Below are 21,776 nucleotides of genomic sequence, written 5' to 3'. Positions count from 1 at the left end.
GATTGGGTTATCAGGTAATCAGGTAATCGGGTAATCGGGTATTTTTTGTGGTTAGGGTAAACGGCTCTCTAGACCCGATATCCCGATCACCCAATCACCCGATCACCCATTAGCCCTCAGCAAACAAACCGCGTGCGCAACGAGTCCTTCCTTCCTGCCTACGAATCCCATTTTCTCGGTGGTGGTGGCTTTGATGGAGATGTCTTTGATCGTGATGCCAAGAATAGCGGCTATGGTTTCCTGCATTTGAGGAACATAGGGTTTTATTTTGGGTGCTTCCAGACAGAGCGTAGAGTCTATGTTGATGACATGATAGCCTTCTGCTTCAATCAAAGCTTTTGTTTTTGCTAGTAATATCTTACTGTCAATGTTCTTGAATTCGTTAGCCGTATCAGGAAAATGAACACCGATATCACCCAATGCTGCTGCTCCCAGTAGTGCGTCACAAATAGCGTGTAAGAGCACATCGGCATCACTATGTCCGAGTGCACCCTTGTCGTGCGGAATTTTCACGCCACCAATAAACAGGTCTCTGCTTTCTACTAACTGATGATAATCTATGCCGTAACCGATACGTATGTTCATGGTGCGAAGATAGAGAGAGGATTTTTGATGTCAGATGTCAGATATCAGATTTTTGGGGATTAGGTGCTGGGTGCTGGGTATTAGGTGTTGGGTGTTAGGTCTCGTTTGTGGCGAGATGGGTGTTTTATACCCTGGAGGGGTAACACGGAACGGAGGGCATGTCATTCCGAAGAAGGAGTCCGCAGGATGCGGATCGAAGCATCGGTAGAATCTCCCACCACTATGCTGTGTGAGATTTGTTTTGTTTTATGCATACTTGTTTGAGGTGTGAGACCTCTCCTTCGTCGAGGTGACGGGGGATGTCATTCCGACGAAGGAGGAATCTCCCACCGCTATGCTGTGTGAGATTTGTTTTGTTTTATGCATACTTGTTTGGGGTGTGAGACCTCTCCTTCGTCGAGGTGACGGGGGATGTCATTCCGACGAAGGAGGAATCTCCCACCGCTATGCTGTATGAGATTTGTTTTGTTTTATGCATACTTGTTTGGGGTGGGAGACCTTACCGATGCTTCGATCGGCATCCTGCGGACTCCTTTAGTCGAGGTGACGGGGGATGTCATTCCGACGAAGGAGGAATCTCCCACCGCTATGCTGTGTGAGATTTGTTTTGTTTTATGCATACTTGTTTGAGGTGTGAGACCTTACCGATGCTTCGATCGGCATCCTGCGGACTCCTTTAGTCGAGGTGACGGGGGATGTCATTCCGACGAAGGAGGAATCTCCCACCGCTATGCTGTGTGAGATTTGTTTTGTTTTATGCATACTTGTTTGAGGTGTGAGACCTTACCGATGCTTCGATCGGCATCCTGCGGACTCCTTTAGTCGAGGTGACGGGGGATGTCATTCCGACGAAGGAGGAATCTCCCACCGCTATGCTGTATGAGATTTGTTTTGTTTTATGCATACTTGTTTGAGGTGGGAGACCTCTCCTTCGTCGAGGTGACGGGGGATGTCATTCCGACGAAGGAGGAATCTCCCACCGCTATGCTGTGTGAGATTTGTTTTGTTTTATGCATACTTGTTTGGGGTGTGAGACCTCTCCTTCGTCGAGGTGACGTAAAAAACCCGCCCCAAAAACTGGGGCGGGGGAGTGATCATTCTTCTTCCTGCCAATCGAGTGGCTCTTCATAGAGTGTGAGCTGACTGATGGCGGTGGCGGTGGCGCCTGCTGCGGCGGCATAACCGGAGATGGTTACCACGATCGCGGGTAAGGCTACAGGTAGTGTTACTACTGCAGTGGCAATGGTGGTCAGTACCAATCCGATATTTCTGATCTTTCTAAAAAATGGCGGCGGCTGCGACCGCACGCGTCGGATGAGTTTTTTCATGTTGTTTTTTTTGAAGAGGGGATCGGGTAATCGGGATATCAGGTGATCGGGATATTGGGTGGCATGATTTTTTTTGTTCATTTCTTATAGAATATTTACCCGATCACCTGATATCCCGATTTCCTGATAACCCGATATCCCAATCCCCTCGTTTACAATTTTATTTTCGCACTTGTTACCGTGAGCAGAATGGTTTCGGTGCTTCTTAGGGCTTCTAATAGTTGACTCATGAGCAGGTTGAATGCCTGTAGACTTTGCTCTCCGGTTCCGGGGCCGGTGAGGAGTAGTACGGGAGCGATACATCCTTTTAATTCGCGTCGGGCATGGTTGGCCGGATGAATGAGTATGAAACTCCTTCCGGGTACATCTGCAACGTGCAGGTGCCAGCGAAATTTAGTGCTGTATCTTCTCTTCAATACATAAGTGCCTTCAGGTATACATGACCTATTCAACTCATTGTTTCGCCAGGGCAATTCAATGGTATAACACAAGGGATCACTATCAGGCCCTATCGTCAACAACCCATTCGTGCCTTCATCGTGGTAAGTGCGATGAATGGTGAGATGCATTTGTGATCTTTGATTGGGTGATTGGGTGATCAGGTGATTGGGTTATCGGGTTATCGGGATTGGAGTTTGTTTTAGGGGGTTAATAGTTAAATGTAGTTACCCGATTTCCTGATTACCCGATTTCCTGATTTCCCAAAACCTTACCCCTGATCCACACGGATTACCGTGCTGTTGATGGAGGCGTTGCTCATGAGTGGGTAGAAGTGGCCATTGATTTCTGTGAAGTACTCCAGCTTGAGTGCTATTACCACCGGGTCGGTACTATTAGTGGGCAGGGTCTCTGTTAAGACGGTTTCTGCCAATACTTCATCATCGATCAACAATTTTTGCGTAGAAGCCATCACTTTGCTCACTTCCCCTGTTTCAAAATTCAATGCCGCTGCTCCCAATGTGAACATGAAATGGGTGGCATTGGCGGGTACATTCAAACGTTGTCTGGGAATCATTTGCTGTATGGTAGCTACTGTAACGCCCGTTAATCGATTAAAGGCTGATGAGTATCCACCATTGATGGCATTATCAATACTTCCGCTACCAGTGAAATCAAATCCAACCAGCATACTGAGATCGCCAAAGCTGGCGCGTCGTTGTCCGCGTAGATTGGTAGTATCTGTTTTGCGGATCTCATTCATCAGCTTTACTGTTTGTTGGATCAACGATTTGTTTTTGATATTCCAGTTCAAGTCTGTGAACGCATTGCGGAATGTTCTGGCTTCTGAGGTCATTACCCCGAACTCAGAGGTATGATCGCGCCATGCCTGAAACTGTTGTCCGGATTGACGTTCTGCCATATTCACTTTGCTTTTTTGTCTGGCTTTGAATCCCGATTTAGTATGCGAGTAGGTTACATCACCTACTGTTCCGCTTAACCTATGGGTACCAAATTGTTTTGCTGCCATTGTTTTGTTTTTAAGTTTTTAAAAAATTCACCTGTGATACTTTCATCAGGTGTTGATGCTTTCCCGCTGCAGACGGGCCACCGGTGGATGGTTAACGAGAACAAAACTAATTTGGACTTGCATGCATTAGGGCTGACAAGGCTGATATCAGCCCTGATAATGTGTTGACAATAAAAGAGATGGCGTTTTAAAAATGTAGCATGATCAATGTTGAATGATCAATTTTGGAGTTGGATATTCGACATTTGTCTGTTTCTTAGGATTTTATTAAGACTGGTAACTGACCAGGTACTGAGAGGTAACTGACAAGGTCTATTAAAACATAGACAAATGATAGCAGAGGGTTACGACAGAGATAAGAGCGTGATAAGAGAATGATAGTGAAAACATAGTCATTCCATAGTCGTTTTATAGTGGAGGGATAGGGGAGAGATAGTGAAATGGGTGCTGGGTACTAGGTACTGGTTACTGGGTGATGCAAGTTACGATATCGGTTTTACAACCCCGGAGGGGTAACACGAAACGTAGGGTGTGGGTTTTGGTGATGTGGTGCGGTGTTTTTGTTTGCAATTGTTGAGAGGGATATTGCTAACAGTGAGGGGATGTTTCGACTTCGCTGCGCTGCGCTCAACATGACGATTTTTATGAGGGGTGTCTCCGCTCTGCCGATTGTCGTCTGGATTTGGTCGTCATGACGGTTTTTAGTTACTCAGCTTGGCTGTTTTTTGTAGCATGGTGGTGATATGTGTTTTGAGGATGGAGAGGGCGGGGCGTTCCAGGGTGTAGAATTTATCATAGAGGTGGTGAGATGATATGGGTGCGTTGGTTCGGCTTGTTCTAAATGTTTGTGATACGACTCTCATCAATTCTTTGTTGTTATCCGTTGTTAGAATACCGGCCTCAATAAGCACGCGAAAAAATGCGGCTAATTGAGAAACGGATAGTGTGGTTTGAAACAATAAATGACTCGATATTTTTCCATTATCGATATCCTTTTTCTCTAACTCCTGACTATGTATCAATTCCGCTTGTATCGCTGCTTTCAACTGATCTTTTACGGATGGTTGTTCCGGTTCTGCTCCCATCAGATCGATCAGCGGAATTCTGTCTACCCAATGTAAGTACCTGACCCAATGTTCAATGGCATTGGCGTTTTCCGTGAGTTGTAGTGTACATCTTTCTATCATAAAATGAATAAAGAGCGGGTGATTGCAGTTGCGCCTGATCAATGTGAAGATCATTGCGGTAGTGGTATCCTCATATAATCCGGGTTGTTCGGATGGCAATACGGACAGTAGTTCTGTCCAGTATTCTGTATGGTAATAACTGTGGGTGCCGGTTTTGTGTAGTTGACTTTGGTAGATCATGCGCAGTATTGCAATCAATGCTGTTTCAGATACATTTTCTCTAGCAATGGCAGACAAGGATTCCCAATCTGCATCTTGTTTTTCTTTTGCTATTTCCCATAAACAATGTGGCATGGGTTCATGTGGATTGAAATGTTCCGGGAAATGGCGGCGAATAAAATCAAGGGTATCGGTACACCAAATTTCCAGTTGTTCATTGGTGCGGTTGCGTTTGTGATCTGTGGGTCTGTTGCGGTATATTTTTTCGAGCCAGATATGTAATGCTTTTATCATGACCATAACCATGGTCCTTAGTGCTTTCTTACACTGGATCCATAAAAATGTTCCGGTAAATTTTTTCTCCAGTTCTCTGGCTTTTAAAGTGGCTTCTTTTCTTTTTTGTTCTTTGATGGTTTCTGTGATGTGTGACTGTGTTCCTTCATGGATCAAGTCATTCAACTCCTGAAATGTATCGTTCATACCCTTTTTTTCAGCTGGTTCTTTTTTTATTTTAAAAAATCATCTACATCCTGAACGAGGGAATATACTTGCATGATCATTTTTTTCTATTTTGCTGTAATGATGCGATCGAAAAACAATGGTAAAGGATGGAATAAAATTCAATGGATTATTTTTTATTTATGTGTGCTGTTATTATTCGAGTGGTGTTGTGGTGATTTGAAGTGTTGAATCATTGATCATACAGATTCGGATGCATTTGATGTAATCGCCTCTATTCCATGCGCATGCTTCAACCAAGCTTGATCTTACTGGTCATTCACTTTTACGATTTTTACTTCCTTTTAGCTATTCTCATTTTTTTCATTCTTTGGCAGTAGTTGGGGGATCTATGATGCCAAATAAAAAGTTGTCTGTACAGTGATAGTATGTCTCTGTTGTCATTTTGATTTTTCAATAGGACAACACACTAATTTACTGCGCCGTAAGCGATTTGTATCAGGCGGAGTTCATAAAACGGAGTGGAACATATAGACAACGAAGAACATGGTATGAAGAAGAGAATCGGTGATGGGTACTGGGTGCTGGGTATAGGGTGATAGGTATTAGGTATTAGTTGATGGTCTCGCTTGAGACGGGATGGTTGTTTTTTACCCCGGAGGGGTAACACGGAACGGAGTGTGACGGCCATGTCATTCCGACGAAGGAGGAATCTCACACCTCAGGCGATTAAAAACAAAACACAACGATCTAGCGGTGGGAGATTTTACCGATGCTTCGATCGGTATCCTGCGGACTCCTTCGTGGAGGTGACGGGGATATCATTCCGACGAAGGAGGAATCTCACACTTCAGGCGATTTAGAACAAAACACAACAATCTAGCGGTGGGAGATTTTACCGATGCTTCGATCGGTATCCTGCGGACTCCTACGTCGGGATGACGGCAATGTCATTCCTCCTTTGTTGGGATGATTTTTAAATTATGAAAAAACCATTAACAGCAATCTTAGACCTCAATCAAATCGGAATTTCGATGTTGCTCGGTCATGCAGAAAAACAATCGGTGTTGGGATTTGATTTTTCGGAGAAGCGTATTCAACAGCTGCGGTTGAAAAAAGAGCTTTTGCCTAAAGGGTACGATGAGACTAAACGCAAAATTGTGCTTACGCATGATATAAAGCAGCTGCAACCCTGTAAATGTTATTGCATCAGTGTGCCACAAAAAGAGCTGATGCCGGATGCTCGTCAGTTACAACTCGTGAAACGATATACTGCCTTGGTAGGTACGGTGCTAAAAAAAGGAGATTGGGTATTCTTTGCCAGTGGACCCAATGATCGGTTTGTGATAGATACTTGTATGCCTTTGTTGGAGCAGGTTTCTGGTATGAAAGAACAAAATGATTATAAAGTTGCTTTTACAGGAATCTGAGATAACTACCAGTAAAATAGATCCTTTTAAAAAATCTTAAACTAACCTGCTATGTTTCATAAGAACCTGGTTTTTTATTTTGTGCAAGGTGTAACGGTTTGTCTTTTGTGTTGGAGCATACAAGTACTCATGCCGGTCATCGTATCAACTTTGTTCCAGGGTATGGCGCAATGGAATGCCGCCAGTAAGATCTACTGCTGGGTGATTCAGCTCATCCTACTACGCATCTCTTTTTCTCTTCGGGCCTATGTGTTTGTATGGGCTGAACATCGGGTGGTAAACGCACCGTTTGTTATCAGGTATATCATAATGGGAGCTTCCTATTGTGTTGTTTTGTTTGGACTGTATTTGATTGTTGCTAAGATGGAGCTGTTTAGTTGTTGGATGCTTGGAGAATCTTTGTTGTTATTTCTTCAAGTATATTATTTGGTTGGGATGGCTGCACCGATAGGGAGGTGTTTCGACTTTGCTGCGCTACGCTCAAAATGACGTTTTTTTATAAAGTGCCGTCATTCCGACGCAGGAGGAATCTCCCACTTCTCGGGTGTTTGGTTCTGCGTTTGCTATGTTTTGTTCTGATCTGTTAGTGGTGATAGATTCTACCGATGCCTCGATCGGCATCCTTACGTCGGCATGATGCCTTCTCTGCCGGGGCGGATCAACATGACGAGCATAATGTTAGACTCTGCTCTCCCTACAAGCTCCTTCACCTATCTTTGAACCATCATGAAGGAGCAAAAAATTGCCATCATCGGATTGGGATATGTGGGCTTACCGCTCGCGCTTGCATTTGTGGAACACTATGAGGTCATAGGATTTGATATTGATCCTAAACGAATTGAAGAATTACAACAAGGGATAGATAGTACGGGTGAAATGGATAGTACAGATCTAAAAGCTTCTCAAAATCTTATTTTTACGAATCACACAGTAGCTATTGCTGATTGTTCAGTATACATTGTTACGGTTCCCACGCCTTTACACGCTGATAATACACCGGATCTTCATTTTTTGGAAGAAGCTTCTGCATTGATCGGTAAAGTCTTAAAGAAAAATGATCTGGTGATCTATGAATCTACAGTATATCCCGGTTGTACCGAAGAGATTTGTGTTCCAGTGTTGGTGAAGCACAGTGGGCTTGTATACAATGAAGATTTTTTTGTAGGGTATTCTCCTGAGCGGATTAACCCCGGTGACCGTAATCGAAAGATTCAGGATATTGTCAAAGTGGTGTCCGGCTCTGATGTAACTACTGCTCTTACGGTAAAAGCGTTGTATGATGTTGTGATCAAAGCAGGTACTCATTTGGCTCCTTCCATAAAAGTAGCAGAGGCTGCTAAAGCAGTTGAAAATGCCCAGCGAGATGTTAATATTTCCTTCATGAATGAATTGGTATTGATGTTTGATAAAATGGGTATCAATACCCATGATGTATTAGCAGCTGCCAAAACCAAATGGAATTTTTTACCCTTTCATCCAGGGTTAGTAGGGGGGCATTGCATTGGTGTTGATCCTTACTACTTATTGCATAAATCAAGAGTCGTAGGGTATGAGCCGCGACTCATTGCCGCCGGAAGAGCCATCAATGATCAGATGGGACAATTTGTGGCAGATAAGATGATCAGCGCATTGGTGCGTTTGCATAATGGCAATATTCGTGGATTGCGAGTGCTGATTCTTGGATTTACTTTCAAGGAAAACTGCAGCGATACTCGTAATACTAAAGTGGCGGATTTGTATTATGCATTATGCAAAGCCGGTTTGGAAGTTTTTGTACAAGACAATCGAGTGCCCTCTGAAAAACATCCTGATATATGTTTTGTAAATGATGGATTGTCTCTTCAACCAAATGCAGTCATTGTTGCCGTAAAACATAATGAGTTTAGAGCGATTGATTATTTGTCTTTAGATGCTCAAGGCGTTATGATTTTTGATATACAAGGGATTGTTCCAGAGGAAGTGGTTTCGGTAAGGTGGTAACCGTCAACCCGACGTAAGGAGGGATCTCCCATCTCTTGGGTGTATGGTTTTAGTTTTGAAGTCGCTTTATTTTGTTTGGAACTGTTAGCGGTGATAGATCCCTTCCGCCTAAGGCGGATCGGGATGACGATTCTCACCTCAAATTCCTCAAATACTCCCCATACCCACTTTTAGCGTACTGATCTGCTAAATTCAACAATTGTTCTCTATTGATATAACCCATTCTCCAGGCAACTTCTTCAATACATCCAATTTTCTGTGCTTGACGTTTTTCAATGACGCGTACAAATTCACAGGCATCGCTAAGGGAGTCAAACGTGCCTGTATCTAACCAGGCAGTTCCTCTACTCATAATACCTACTTGTAGTTTCCCTTGTTGTAAGTACTCATTGTTCACAGTGGTGATCTCGTATTCACCTCGGGCGGAGGGTTGTATGTTTTTGGCTATTTGAACTACTGTATTGTCGTAAAAATATAGACCCGGAACGGCGTAATTTGATTTTGGTTTTGATGGTTTTTCTTCAATAGAAAGGGCGGTATTGTTTTCATCAAATTCAACCACGCCATATCTTTCAGGGTCATTGACTTCATAAGCAAAAACTGCTGCGCCCACTACATTGTTAAACGATTGAACCAATTGAACTAGTCCTGCGCCGTAGAAAATATTGTCACCTAAGATCAATGCTACTTTGTCGTTGCCAATAAAAGATTCACCGATGACGAATGCTTGCGCTAATCCATTTGGTGTTTCCTGTACTGCGTAAGAGAATCGGCAACCCAATGCTTTCCCATCACCTAGTAATCTCTGAAACTGTACACTGTCTTCAGGAGTAGTAATGATCAAAATTTCCTGAATACCCGCTAACATTAAAATAGAGAGTGGGTAGTAAATCATGGGTTTATCATAAATAGGCATTAATTGTTTACTGATGCCTTTCGTAATCGGGTACAGTCTGGTACCTGAGCCGCCTGCTAAAATGATGCCTTTCATATTGTAAAACGAATTGATTTGATTGCCTCCGAAAATAAGGGTAACTGTTGATCTTTATCAGACAGTAATATTTCTGATGGGCTTATTTGCCAATCAATGTTGAGCTCAGGGTCATTGTAAAGAATTCCGCCTTCAGAAGCTTTATTATAGAAGTTATCGCATTTATAAAAAAACACAGCGGTTTCACTTAATACAACAAAACCATGAGCAAATCCCCTGGGTACAAAAAGTTGGCGATGATTGTCTTCCGTGAGTTCAACAGCTACATGTTCTCCAAATGTGGGAGAGTTCAAACGGACATCAACGGCTACATCGATCACCCTGCCTTGTAATACTCTCACCAACTTGGCTTGTGCGTGCTCGCCGTGTTGGTAGTGTAAACCTCTCAACACTCCACGTTCTGACTTAGACTGGTTATCTTGTACAAAATTGATCGTTAATCCTGTTTGATCTTTAAATCTTTGTTGGTTAAAACTTTCAAAGAAATAACCGCGGTTATCACCGAATACTGTATCATGGATGATGAAACAGTCTTTTAATTTCGTTGATTCAATTTTCATGTTATCTATTACCTATTACCGTACATATTTGAATAATATTGTTGGTACTGTCCTGAGGTTACATTGTCAAGCCACTGGGTATTATTCAAATACCAATCAATCGTTTGATCAAGACCTTCCTCGAAAGTAACACTTGGCTTCCATCCTAACTCTTTATTTAATTTAGAAGCATCGATGGCATATCTTTTATCATGACCGGGTCGATCTTTAACATAAGTGATCAAAGTTTCACTTTGACCCGCGGGTCTTCCTAACTTTTGATCCATTAGGCGACATAATAGTTTGACCAGATCGATATTTTTCCATTCATTAAATCCTCCAATATTATAGGCGCCCCCTTTCTGTCCTTTATTGAATATCAAGTCAATGGCTGCAGCATGATCCTTTACAAATAACCAGTCTCTGGTATAATTGCCATCACCATATACCGGTAACGGCTTTTCCTGAATGATATTATTGATAAATAGGGGTATCAATTTTTCAGGGAAATGATTGGGGCCATAGTTGTTGCTGCAATTAGAGATAATAGTAGGGATACCATAAGTCTCATGATAGGCTCGAACAAAATGATCAGAGGAGGCTTTGCTGGCTGAATACGGTGAACGTGGATCATAAGGAGTTGTTTCGGTGAAATATCCGGCTTCTCCTAAGCTGCCAAAAACCTCATCGGTTGAAACATGATAAAAAAGATGATCTTCTTCCTGATTCCAAAATTGTTTAGCGGTATTCAACAAATTGACTGTACCCACAATATTGGTATATACAAAGTCCAAAGGGGAATGAATGGATCGATCCACATGTGATTCAGCTGCTAAATGAATGACATCTGTAATTTGGTGTTTCGTAAAAACTTGATGTAAGACTTCTGCTTCTAAAATATTTGCTTTTATAAATTCATAGTTATTATGCTTTTCTACGCCTTTTAAATTCTCTAAATTTCCGGCATAAGTCAAAGCGTCTAAGTTGATAATCTTATAATCAGGATATTTTTTTACAAATAGATTCACTACATGTGATCCAATAAAACCTGCTCCGCCCGTAATTAAGATATTTTTTTTCATGTTTTAAATAGTATATGTATTCTATTTGAAAATTTTAGAGTTGCTGTACAACATTGGCTATCACTTTCGGTTTACCCAGTGTATAATAATGTAATACCGGCACACCAAATCTTTTAAGCTCTTTACTCTGTTCAATTAACCACTCTGTTCCTACTTGCTCACAGTCTGCATCTGTTTTACAAGCGAGCATGGCTTCTGATAAAGCGGTGGGGATGTCAATATGAAAAATTCTGGGGAGGACGGTGAGTTGTTTTTTATTGGTGATGGGTTTTAGTCCGGGGATGATGGGGACGGTGATGTCGATTGAGCGGCAGGCTTCTACGAAATCAAAAAATTTTTGATTATCGAAAAACATCTGCGTCATGATGTAGTCCGCGCCGGCATCTACTTTGGCTTTGAGGTATTGAAGATCTATCTCCAAATTGGGTGCTTCAAAATGTTTTTCAGGATAGCCTGCTACGCCCATGCAAAAATTAGTTTTGCCACCATTTTTGATGTCTTCATCGAGGTAAATGCCTTTATTCATATTGCCCACCTGTTGTAACAGATCAATGGCATAATGATGACCGCCAGGTTGTGGATTGAACTGTCCTTCGTTTTTAGCGGCATCGCCTCTTAGGACTAATACATTGTCAATGCCCAGAAAATCGAGGTCTATCAACGCATCTTCAGTTTCTCGTTGGGTAAAGCCACCGCAGATAAGATGCGGTACTGCATCTACCTGATAATGGTTCATAATGGCAGCGCAGATACCCACGGTCCCGGGTCTTTTCCGTAGTTCTACCTTTTCGAAGCTGCCATCGGCTCTGCGTTTGAAGCTGCTTTCACTGCGGTGATAGGTAACATTGATCCAGGCAGGGTTGAATGCCATGAGTGGATCTAAATGCTCAAATACAGATTGAATGGTTTTGCCTTTTAGGGGTGGTAATACTTCAAAAGAAATAAGGGTTGCAGCCCTATTCTTGATTTTATCGATGACTTTCATGGTTCTTTGCTCCAGTATTTATAATATTGCAAACTTAAATTATAAGTTTTATATGCCTTATTTATTTACTTCTGAGAGTGTATCTGAAGGACATCCGGATAAAGTGGCCGACCAGATATCTGATGCATTGATCGATAACTTTTTGGCTTTTGACCCACAATCTAAAGTGGCTTGTGAAACATTGGTGACTACCGGACAGGTGGTATTGGCCGGTGAGGTAAAATCAAAGGCATACTTGGATGTACAGGAAATTGCTCGTGGTGTGATCCGTAAGATCGGATATACCAAGAGTGAATATATGTTTGAAGCCAACAGCTGTGGTATCCTTTCTGCGATTCATGAGCAGAGTGCTGATATCAACCAGGGTGTTGACAGAAAGAAGAAAGAAGAGCAAGGAGCAGGTGACCAGGGTATGATGTTTGGTTATGCTACCAATGAAACAGATGACTACATGCCATTGGCATTGGATCTGGCACATAAGATCCTGATTGAACTGGCAGCATTGAGAAGAGAGAACAAGCAGATCAAATACCTGCGTCCTGATGCAAAGAGCCAGGTTACTTTGGAATACGATGATAACAACCGCCCGGTAAGAATCGATGCGATCGTAGTATCTACGCAGCATGATGATTTTGATACCGAAGCAAAGATGTTGGCGAAGATCAAATCTGATATCATCAATATCCTGATCCCAAGAGTAAAAGCGAAGTACAAGAAATACGCGAAGTTGTTTAACAACAACATCAAATACCATATCAACCCAACCGGTAAGTTTGTGATCGGTGGTCCACATGGCGATACCGGCTTAACCGGTCGTAAGATCATCGTAGATACCTATGGTGGTAAAGGAGCACATGGAGGTGGAGCATTCAGTGGTAAAGATCCTAGTAAGGTAGACCGTTCAGCAGCCTATGCAACTCGTCATATTGCGAAGAATCTGGTAGCAGCAGGAGTAGCAGACGAAGTGTTGGTACAAGTATCTTATGCAATCGGTGTGGCACAACCTACTAGTATCAACGTAAATACTTATGGTACTGCAAAAGTAAACTTGACCGATGGACAGATCGCTAAGATCGTAGAAGGCTTGTTTGACATGCGTCCATACTTTATCGAGCAGCGCTTGAAATTGCGCAGCCCGATCTACAGTGAAACCGCTGCATATGGCCACATGGGACGTAAGAGTGAAGTAGTGACCAAGACTTTCAAATCACCGGATGGTAAAGAGAAGAATGTGAAAGTGGAACTGTTCACCTGGGAGAAACTTGATTACGTAGCCAAAGTGAAAAAGGCTTTTGCTTTGTAATTATACATTTAACAATAAACAATCGCCCTTCATGTCTATGAGGGGCTTTTTTTCTACTAAATATTATACTTTTGGAATATGAAAAAAGCAATCATAACAGGTGTTACCGGTCAAGATGGGGCCTATTTAACTGAGCTATTATTGAAAAAGGGGTATGAGGTGCATGGAATTAAAAGAAGAAGTTCATTATTCAATACTGCGAGAATTGATCATTTATATGAAGATCCACATGTATCACATAAGCATTTAGTACTACACTATGGAGATTTGACTGATTCTACTAATCTAATTAGAATCATTCAAGAAGTACAGCCTGATGAAATTTACAACTTGGCTGCCATGAGTCATGTTCATATAAGCTTTCAAACACCTGAATATACAGCTAATGCTGATGGTATTGGCACTTTAAGAATACTAGAAGCTGTAAGGTTGTTGGGTTTAACAAATAAAACTAAAATATATCAGGCTTCTACTTCCGAGCTGTACGGACTTGTGCAAGAGGTTCCTCAAAGTGAAAAAACGCCCTTCTATCCTAGATCACCCTATGCAGTTGCAAAAATGTATGCTTATTGGATAACCGTAAATTATCGAGAAGCTTATGGCATGTTTGCCAGCAATGGTATACTATTCAATCATGAATCGCCATTACGAGGAGAAACATTCGTAACGCGTAAAATAACAAGAGCTGTAGCAAAAATCGTATTGGGACTTCAAGAATGTTTGTATTTGGGTAATTTAAACGCAAAGAGAGATTGGGGGCATGCAAAAGATTATGTAGAAGGCATGTGGAGGATCCTGCAGCATTCTGAACCAAGTGATTTCGTTTTGGCAACAGGTATTACAACTGAAATAAGAGATTTTGTGCGAATGGCTTTTTATGAAGTTGGTATTGAATTGACTTTTGAAGGTAAGGATGAATTTGAGATTGCTAAAGTGATCAAATGTGCTGGAAGTTATCAATTACCAATTGGACAAATTGTTGTTAGAGTTGATCCTAGATATTATAGACCAACTGAAGTTGATTTATTAATTGGAGATTCCTCAAAAGCAAGAAACCTATTAGGATGGCAGCCTAAATATACATTAGATGAAATGGTTAAAGAAATGGTAGAATATGATCTTGACCTTTTTTTAAAGGAGCAAGTACTTAAAGAACGTGGATTTAAAGTTAAAAACGAATATGAATAAGTTGCATGATGGAACTCAACGAAAAGATATATGTAGCGGGTCATACCGGTATGGTTGGTAGTGCGATAGTGCGTAAGTTAAAATCACTTGGCTTTACAAATTTAATATACAAGACCTCAAGTGAGTTAAACTTGTGTGATCAAAAAGCTGTCAATGATTTTTTTGAAAAAGAAAAGCCTGATTATGTTTTTTTAGCTGCGGGTAAAGTGGGTGGAATTTTAAATAATAATACCTATAGAGCTCAGTTTATTTATGAAAATTTAATGATTGAGAGTAATGTTATTCATGCTTCATATATAAATAATGTTAAAAAGTTGCTTTTTTTAGGGTCATCTTGTATTTACCCCAAACATGCTCCACAGCCCTTAAAAGAAGAATATTTGTTGTCTGGCTATCTTGAATATACAAATCAGCCTTATGCAATCGCAAAAATTGCAGGCATTGAGTTGTCTGATGCTTATCGTAAGCAATATGGTTGTAACTATATTTCGGTAATGCCAACCAATCTATACGGACCCAATGATCATTATGATTTAGATAAATCTCATGTTTTACCGGCTTTGTTAAGAAAATTTATAACTGCAGTTGAAAACAGTGATGATCAAGTCATTGTCTGGGGTAGTGGACAGCCGCGCCGTGAATTTATGCACGTAGATGATTTGGCAAATGCTTGTTTGTTTCTCATGCAAAATATATCTGTCACTGATATGCCTCTGCATGAATTAGCTATGTGGAATATAGGGGTGGGTTCAGATATTTCTATTTTTAATCTTGCAAAAATGATTGGTGATATTACAGGGTTTAAAGGAACTATTCATTTCGATTCTTCCAAGCCTGACGGTACCCCTCGAAAACTTATGGAAATATCAAAATTAAAAGCTCTTGGTTGGCAAGCATCAATTTCGTTGGAGGACGGGATTAGACAAGTCTACAATGACTTAATGATTAATAGACCATGGTAAAACAAATAGATAGGCTCTGCTAACTATTAAAGATGACGGAACGGGTGTTATTGTCTTAAAACTTGATTTCTATTCCTATTCCTCCTAATATCCATCACCTTTTCCTAATAAGAATATTTTTTAAATCCTCCCATCCCCTATATTTGCAACCTGAACTAAATTTACCCCCCCCAATTTTAGCGGTTCAGTTGTTTATTATGCTTTGATTTTCTTAACATTGCATTGATTTTCCAAATTTTTCGTTTTGGGCATTTTTTATGCTAAGATTGGCTGGAAAATGTATCAAAATACCCTCTTTTATGTACATGGTTTCACCATAGTGTGACTGAGGTTGGCGAAGCCATGTTTTGAACCATTATATTAGGACTATGAAAATGCATTTTTTATTGAGGTTTCCAATTTTCGTTTTGTTCTTTCTGACTGTGACTACGGTTCAGGCCCAGGATATTTTGAAAGGAAAAGACCTAGGTGCGATTAAAGTAGATCAGTTGTCTGATGCTGATATTGCTAAATTGAAAGCCCAGTTGAATGACTCTAAGATTACCATTGAGCAAGCAGAGCAAATCGCGTTGGCTAAAGGTATGAGTGCGGCTGAATTTACCAAATTAAAAGTTAGGTTAAATGTCGGCGTCCAAGGTCAAAAAGCGACTGGCGCACTAAAATCAGACTTGAAAGGTGCTAGTAAAACGATTGAAAAGCAAAATAATAGTAAGGATTCTCTTGATTCGGAACAATATGAAAAGAAAAAGCCTCAGCCGCTAATCAATCCATTGATCTTTGGTTCAGAATTGTATACTTCCATGGCGCCCAACTTCGAACCAAATTTGAAACTGGCTACTCCCTTGAATTATATATTGGGGCCTGATGATGAATTGATGGTGACTGTGTATGGAGTTCAAGAATATACTGGTGAATTATTGGTGTCTGATGAAGGCAATGTAAATATACCCAATGTTGGGCAGATAAGAGTAGCTGGGTTGACTATTGAAGCCGCTACACAAAAATTAAAAACAGTGATGGGTAATACTGTGTATCCTTATTTAAAAAATGGGGGATCAAAATTATCTGTTACACTGAATAAGATCAGAAGTATTAAAGTAACGGTGATTGGTGCGAATCGTCCAGGTAATTACACGTTGTCTTCTTTGTCTACTGTATTCAATGCATTGTATGTAGCTGGTGGTCCAACAGAGTTTGGTAGTTTTCGAGAAATCGAGTTGGTACGCAATAATAAGGTAGAGCGAAAGATTGATTTATATCGAATGTTATTGAATGGCGATCAATCAGATAATATCGGGTTGAAGGATAATGATGTGATTCGTATTCCTGCTTACAAAAAAAGAGTAGAATTACAGGGGCAGGTGAAAAGACCCGGTATTTTTGAAGTATTACCCGGAGAGAGTTTTCAACAGGTATTAGAATTCGCATCCGGTTTTACAGATACAGCTTACACGGCTATCGTAAAAGTATTTCAAAACAGTGATCGTGAAAGAAAAATAAAAGATGTACCTGCATCAGAGTACCAACAATATCAACCTGAGTCGGGTGATCTATTTGTGGTATCGAAAATTTTAAATCGTTTTCAAAACAGGGTTAAGATCAATGGGGCAGTTTTCAGACCTGATGTGTATCAATTAACAACCGGATTAACTGTTGCAGACTTGATCCGCAAAGCGGATGGTTTAAAAGAAGATGCATATACCGGTAGGGCACAAATATTGCGACTAGAAAATGATCTTAGCAGATCCATTCTTTCTTTTGATGTCCGTAAAGCCTTGTCTGGTGACGATATGCATAATCTTTCATTAAAACGTGAAGATGAAATATTAATTAGTTCAGTCTTAGATCTGAGAGATTCCTTTAAGGTGACTATACAGGGCGAGATCAGAATACCCGGAGAATACAATTATGTCGAAAACCTGACACTTCGGGATATCATTCTGCAAGCAGGTGGATTTACGGATGCCGCTTATAAAAATATTGAAATTGCTCGCTTAATTAAAAGAGATAGTATAGCACTTACTGATAATAGAGCAAGTGCTATTATTAATGCAGAAATTGACGGAGATCTAAGTGCCAATGCTAGTGCTGTGACTATTATGCCTTTCGATGTTATCACTGTAAGAAGAAAAGCCGGATATACATTACCGGAGTCGGTAATAGTTTCAGGTCAAGTGCAATACCCGGGCCCTTATGCGTTAAGAAACAGAACCGAAAGAGTGAGCGATCTTTTGAAGAGATCTGGTGGTTATACGCCAGATGCCTTTCCTGAGGGATCTTATATTAAACGTTATCTGACAGTGGAAGAAAAAAATAAAAAAGAAGATGCTAAAGAAATCCAGAAAAGTATTATTAGTAAAGATACAGCTACATTAAGTGAACTTGATAAAAGTAGCAAGAGAGAATTCGTCAAAGTTCCTTTAGATCTTATTAGAATTATGAATAACCCCGGATCGATTGACGATATTGTTTTACGTATGAATGATGAACTTGTCGTGCCAAAGTTTGATGGACAGGTTAGAATCAGTGGAGCCGTTTTATTAGAGTCTCAAGTGCCATATAATCCAAAAAATAGTCTCAGAGATTATGTTAATAATGCTGGAGGCTTTAGTGGAGAATCATGGAAAAAAAAATCATATGTCATATATGCTAATGGGAAAGCCGCTACCCGCAAAAGTTTTTTATTTTTCAAATCTTATCCTAAAATACTACCTGGCAGCGAGATTGTGGTTCCTCAAAAACCTCAACGGAAGGGAATGACTACAACTGAAATTGTTGGGTTTACTACAGGTTTAGCAAGTTTGTCTGCAATTTTATTGTCTATATTAAAATAGTAATTGATATTATGAAATACTCAAAATATAATAATGACTGATCATAAATCGATGATAGACCCTGAAGGAAATATACTATCTGTAGGAGAAATTATTATTAAAATCCAAACATTTATTCATTTCCTAAAAAAAAGATGGTATGCGCTTTTTCTTACATTTTTAATTACATCAATACTTGGTTTTTTCTATTCCAAGAAACAGAAAACAATCTATAGTGCGACTTTGACATTCGCTTTAGAAGATGAAAAAAGTAATGGATTAGCTGGTGCCATGGGGATAGCCTCTACTTTTGGTTTTGATATTGGATCTGGGAACGGTGGCGGTGCATTTAGTGCACCGAACTTGGCGGAGTTAATGAAAAGTCGAACATTAATTGAAAAAGTACTTTTAAATCCGATAGAGCAAAATGGCAATTTTGTCTCCTTAGCAGATTATTATTTACAATTCAAAGGCTATAAACATAAATGGAAAGATGAAAAAAGCTTAGACACGCTAACCTTCGGGGTATTCTCGGATAAAAATAAATTTACTCGTACACAAGATAGTGTGATGGGGCTTTTATATGAATCAATTATTTTTCCGGGATCAGGTCTAATTATCTATCAAAAAGAAAAAAAAGCTAGCATTCTTGCGATAGAATTTCATTCTGAAGATGAAATTTTTGCTAAAGCCTTTGTCGAGTATGTTGCTAAGGAAGTTTCAGAATTATACATTGAAACTAAAAGCAAGAAAGCTAAATTAAATGTTCAAGTTCTAGAGAAACAAGTCGACAGTATTAGAAATGAATTAAATGCTGCAATTAGTGGAGTTGCTGTGGCTAATGATAATACTTTTAATTTGAATCCTGCTTTACTTAAAAAGAAAACACCTGGAGTTAGAAGGCAAATTGATGTTCAAGCAAATACAGCAATTTTAACACAACTAGTTGCCAACCTTGAAATGGCAAGAGTTACTTTATTGAAAGAAACTCCACTTATTCAAATTATTGATAAACCTGTATTACCACTTAAAAGGGAAAAAATTAGTACTCTGAAAACTACCATAGGCGCAGGTATTTTTGGGGTGCTTTTTATTGTTTTCTTATATGGTGGGAGATTTTTGATCCAAAGTTTAATAGTTAGTGCAAGGCTTGAAGCCAATAAGAATAAAAATAATTCAATATGAGTTTAAGAAATAAAAAGGTTCTTGTAACTGGTGCAGATGGATTCATAGGCTCTCATCTGGTAGAGAAACTTGTTTCTGATGGAGCAAATGTAAGGGCATTCGTCTACTATAATTCATTTAATTCATGGGGATGGTTAGACTCATTACCAAAAGAAACTTTGAAAAAAGTTGAAATTTTTAGTGGAGACATTCGAGATCCTAATGCTGTACACCACGCTGTGAAAGAAGTGCAAGTAATTTTTCATCTAGCAGCGCTTATAGCTATTCCATATAGCTATTATTCACCAGATAGTTATGTAGACACAAATATTAAAGGCACACTTAATATATTACAGGCTTCAAAAAATAATAATGTTGAGAGATTATTGGTAACATCCACATCAGAGGTTTATGGTACGGCAAAGTTTGTACCAATTACTGAAGAACATCCTAAGCAAGGGCAATCACCTTATTCTGCTACAAAAATCGGAGCAGATTTTTTAGCTGATTCTTTTTATAGGAGCTTTAATTTGCCAATAACTATAGTGCGTCCATTTAATACATACGGGCCAAGACAATCTGCTAGAGCTGTAATTCCTACAGTTATATCACAATTATTAGCAGGGTATACAGAAATTAAATTAGGGGCATTACACCCAACTCGAGATTTGTTATTTGTAAAAGATACAGTGGCTGGATTTTTGGCGATAGCGAATTCAGATGTATTAATTGGTCACGAAGTGAACATAGCAACTGAATCTGAAATATCAATTGAGGATTTAGCAAAGAAAATTATCAAGAAAATTAATCCCGATGCTAAAATTATATCTGATGTAACAAGATTAAGACCAGAAAAAAGCGAAGTCGAAAGGTTATTTGGTTCAAATGCGAAAATACAAGAATATACTAGCTGGAAGCCGGAATACACGTTAGATCAAGGTCTTAATGAAACAATTGATTGGCTAGCTCAAAAAGAAAATCTAGAAAAGTACAAAACAAATATTTATAATGTTTGAGGATATCATTGATGAAATTCGTCGCCTTTTTAAAAAATCTTCCGGGTTTATACCTCTTCATGAACCCCGGTTTCAAGGGAATGAAAGTAAATATGTAGTTGACGCTATTACTTCAACATTTGTCTCTTCTGTTGGTCAATATGTTGACCAATTTGAGGATAGGATTGCTAAATATACTGGAGCTCGCTTTGCTATAGCTACTGTAAATGGAACGGCAGCATTACATATAGCATTAATACTTGCAGGCGTCAAAAAAGACGAATTAGTTATTACACAATCTCTTTCTTTTATTGCTACCTGTAACGCAATATCCTATATAGGTGCGGATCCTTTATTTATTGATATTGATAAACAAACACTTGGTATGAGTAGTGTCTCTCTTTCAGATTTTCTAGAGAGCAAAACAGAAATAAAAGATAACAATTGTTATCATATACCTTCTGGTAAACGTATCGCAGCGTGCGTACCTATGCATACATTTGGCCATCCGGTAGATTTAGAAAAAATTACTGAACTCTGTAAAGTTCATAAAATACCATTAGTTGAGGATGCAGCAGAATCTATTGGCAGTAGATATAAGGGGAAACATACCGGTACATTTGGACTTTTAGGAACAATTAGCTTGAATGGGAATAAAACAATTACTAGCGGTGGCGGTGGTGCAATTCTTACAGATGATGAGTATTTAGCAAAATTGGGAAAGCATTTGACTACACAATCTAAAATACCACATCGTTGGGAGTTCGATCATGACATGATTGGGTACAATTACCGTATGCCCAACATTAATGCAGCTCTTGCCTGTGCTCAGTTGGAACAGTTAGATAGTTTTGTTGAATCTAAAAGACGATTGTCAGAGAAGTATAATTGTTTTTTTAAAGACTATCCTATTCTTTTTATGCAAGAGCCAAAGGATTCATATTCAAATTATTGGCTAAATGCTATCATCCTTTCTGACAAAAGCGAAAGAGATGCTTTTTTGGAATACTCAAATGATCAATTAGTAATGACGAGACCAGTGTGGCGTTTAATGCATAAGATTAAAATGTTTAGTAATAGTTATTGTGAAGATATGAGCAGCAGCGAATGGGTGAGTGAGAGGCTGGTCAATATTCCAAGTAGCGTTATTCTTTAAAT

The 21,776-nt window shown here is 39.7% G+C and carries 19 protein-coding genes; 10 read left to right on the top strand and 9 right to left on the bottom strand.

The window, feature by feature from the left end:
* Nucleotides 1-102: 102 nt before the first annotated feature.
* The 5 genes from ispF to ABXG83_RS06510 form a co-directional block, all read right to left on the bottom strand.
* Nucleotides 103-585: a 2-C-methyl-D-erythritol 2,4-cyclodiphosphate synthase gene (ispF, locus tag ABXG83_RS06530; RefSeq protein ID WP_353550682.1), complete on the bottom strand. Its 483-nt coding sequence runs from the start codon at nucleotides 583-585 to the stop codon at nucleotides 103-105.
* A 1,094-nt stretch (nucleotides 586-1,679) separates the two neighbouring features.
* Nucleotides 1,680-1,892 (bottom strand): hypothetical protein, encoded by a 213-nt coding sequence (locus tag ABXG83_RS06525; RefSeq protein ID WP_353550681.1) that lies wholly within the window; start codon nucleotides 1,890-1,892, stop codon nucleotides 1,680-1,682.
* A gap of 173 nt (nucleotides 1,893-2,065) precedes the next feature.
* Nucleotides 2,066-2,482 carry a DUF5675 family protein gene (locus ABXG83_RS06520; RefSeq protein ID WP_353550680.1) on the bottom strand — a complete coding sequence of 139 codons (417 nt, stop codon included), beginning with the start codon at nucleotides 2,480-2,482 and terminating at the stop codon, nucleotides 2,066-2,068.
* 140 nt (nucleotides 2,483-2,622) lie between these two features.
* Nucleotides 2,623-3,381 (bottom strand): hypothetical protein, encoded by a 759-nt coding sequence (locus ABXG83_RS06515; protein ID WP_353550679.1) that lies wholly within the window; start codon nucleotides 3,379-3,381, stop codon nucleotides 2,623-2,625.
* A gap of 701 nt (nucleotides 3,382-4,082) precedes the next feature.
* Entirely contained in the window at nucleotides 4,083-5,207 is a 1,125-nt protein-coding gene (locus ABXG83_RS06510; RefSeq protein ID WP_353550678.1) for a hypothetical protein, read from the bottom strand.
* Between the two features lie 962 nt (nucleotides 5,208-6,169).
* On the opposite strand from ABXG83_RS06510, the gene ABXG83_RS06505 reads away from it, so the two are divergent.
* From ABXG83_RS06505 to ABXG83_RS06495, 3 genes are all read left to right on the top strand, one after another.
* Complete coding sequence (locus ABXG83_RS06505) at nucleotides 6,170-6,616, top strand: hypothetical protein (protein WP_353550677.1); 447 nt, start codon at nucleotides 6,170-6,172, stop codon at nucleotides 6,614-6,616.
* 51 nt (nucleotides 6,617-6,667) lie between these two features.
* Complete coding sequence (locus ABXG83_RS06500; RefSeq protein ID WP_353550676.1) at nucleotides 6,668-7,105, top strand: hypothetical protein; 438 nt, start codon at nucleotides 6,668-6,670, stop codon at nucleotides 7,103-7,105.
* Between the two features lie 237 nt (nucleotides 7,106-7,342).
* Complete coding sequence (locus ABXG83_RS06495; RefSeq protein ID WP_353550675.1) at nucleotides 7,343-8,596, top strand: nucleotide sugar dehydrogenase; 1,254 nt, start codon at nucleotides 7,343-7,345, stop codon at nucleotides 8,594-8,596.
* Nucleotides 8,597-8,729: 133 nt separating this feature from the next.
* On the opposite strand, the gene rfbA is transcribed toward ABXG83_RS06495, so the two are convergent.
* The 4 genes from rfbA to metF are packed head-to-tail and all read right to left on the bottom strand — an operon-like array spanning nucleotide 8,730 to nucleotide 12,193.
* Nucleotides 8,730-9,587 carry a glucose-1-phosphate thymidylyltransferase RfbA gene (gene rfbA, locus ABXG83_RS06490; RefSeq protein WP_353550674.1) on the bottom strand — a complete coding sequence of 286 codons (858 nt, stop codon included), beginning with the start codon at nucleotides 9,585-9,587 and terminating at the stop codon, nucleotides 8,730-8,732.
* A complete protein-coding gene (rfbC, locus tag ABXG83_RS06485; protein WP_353550673.1) occupies nucleotides 9,584-10,147 on the bottom strand; it encodes a dTDP-4-dehydrorhamnose 3,5-epimerase in 564 nt (187 codons plus the stop codon). The genes rfbA and rfbC overlap by 4 nt, the downstream gene beginning before the upstream one ends.
* Nucleotides 10,148-10,155: 8 nt before the next feature.
* Nucleotides 10,156-11,208 (bottom strand): dTDP-glucose 4,6-dehydratase, encoded by a 1,053-nt coding sequence (rfbB, locus tag ABXG83_RS06480; RefSeq protein WP_353550672.1) that lies wholly within the window; start codon nucleotides 11,206-11,208, stop codon nucleotides 10,156-10,158.
* Between the two features lie 34 nt (nucleotides 11,209-11,242).
* Nucleotides 11,243-12,193 carry a methylenetetrahydrofolate reductase [NAD(P)H] gene (metF, locus tag ABXG83_RS06475; RefSeq protein WP_353550671.1) on the bottom strand — a complete coding sequence of 317 codons (951 nt, stop codon included), beginning with the start codon at nucleotides 12,191-12,193 and terminating at the stop codon, nucleotides 11,243-11,245.
* Nucleotides 12,194-12,245: 52 nt separating this feature from the next.
* Here metF and metK point away from each other — a divergent pair, with 52 nt between their 5' ends.
* The 7 genes from metK (at nucleotide 12,246) to ABXG83_RS06440 (ending at nucleotide 21,774) form a co-directional block, all read left to right on the top strand.
* Nucleotides 12,246-13,496 carry a methionine adenosyltransferase gene (metK, locus tag ABXG83_RS06470; protein ID WP_353550670.1) on the top strand — a complete coding sequence of 417 codons (1,251 nt, stop codon included), beginning with the start codon at nucleotides 12,246-12,248 and terminating at the stop codon, nucleotides 13,494-13,496.
* A gap of 78 nt (nucleotides 13,497-13,574) precedes the next feature.
* Nucleotides 13,575-14,684, top strand: a complete 1,110-nt coding sequence (gmd, locus tag ABXG83_RS06465) for a GDP-mannose 4,6-dehydratase (protein ID WP_353550669.1) — start codon at nucleotides 13,575-13,577, stop codon at nucleotides 14,682-14,684.
* A gap of 5 nt (nucleotides 14,685-14,689) precedes the next feature.
* Nucleotides 14,690-15,646 (top strand): GDP-L-fucose synthase, encoded by a 957-nt coding sequence (locus tag ABXG83_RS06460; protein ID WP_353550668.1) that lies wholly within the window; start codon nucleotides 14,690-14,692, stop codon nucleotides 15,644-15,646.
* A gap of 368 nt (nucleotides 15,647-16,014) precedes the next feature.
* Nucleotides 16,015-18,480, top strand: a complete 2,466-nt coding sequence (locus ABXG83_RS06455; RefSeq protein ID WP_353550667.1) for an SLBB domain-containing protein — start codon at nucleotides 16,015-16,017, stop codon at nucleotides 18,478-18,480.
* A gap of 33 nt (nucleotides 18,481-18,513) precedes the next feature.
* Nucleotides 18,514-19,644, top strand: a complete 1,131-nt coding sequence (locus ABXG83_RS06450; RefSeq protein WP_353550666.1) for a hypothetical protein — start codon at nucleotides 18,514-18,516, stop codon at nucleotides 19,642-19,644.
* Nucleotides 19,641-20,639 carry an NAD-dependent 4,6-dehydratase LegB gene (locus ABXG83_RS06445; protein WP_353550665.1) on the top strand — a complete coding sequence of 333 codons (999 nt, stop codon included), beginning with the start codon at nucleotides 19,641-19,643 and terminating at the stop codon, nucleotides 20,637-20,639. The genes ABXG83_RS06450 and ABXG83_RS06445 overlap by 4 nt, the downstream gene beginning before the upstream one ends.
* Nucleotides 20,632-21,774 (top strand): LegC family aminotransferase, encoded by a 1,143-nt coding sequence (locus tag ABXG83_RS06440; RefSeq protein ID WP_353550664.1) that lies wholly within the window; start codon nucleotides 20,632-20,634, stop codon nucleotides 21,772-21,774. Before ABXG83_RS06445 ends, ABXG83_RS06440 begins: the two co-directional genes overlap by 8 nt.
* Nucleotides 21,775-21,776: the final 2 nt, after the last annotated feature.

Source organism: Sediminibacterium sp. KACHI17 (assembly GCF_040362915.1).
Lineage (GTDB): Bacteria > Bacteroidota > Bacteroidia > Chitinophagales > Chitinophagaceae > Sediminibacterium.
The sequence above is the reverse complement of the archived record's forward strand: the minus strand, read 5'-3'. Positions and strand labels throughout refer to the sequence as shown.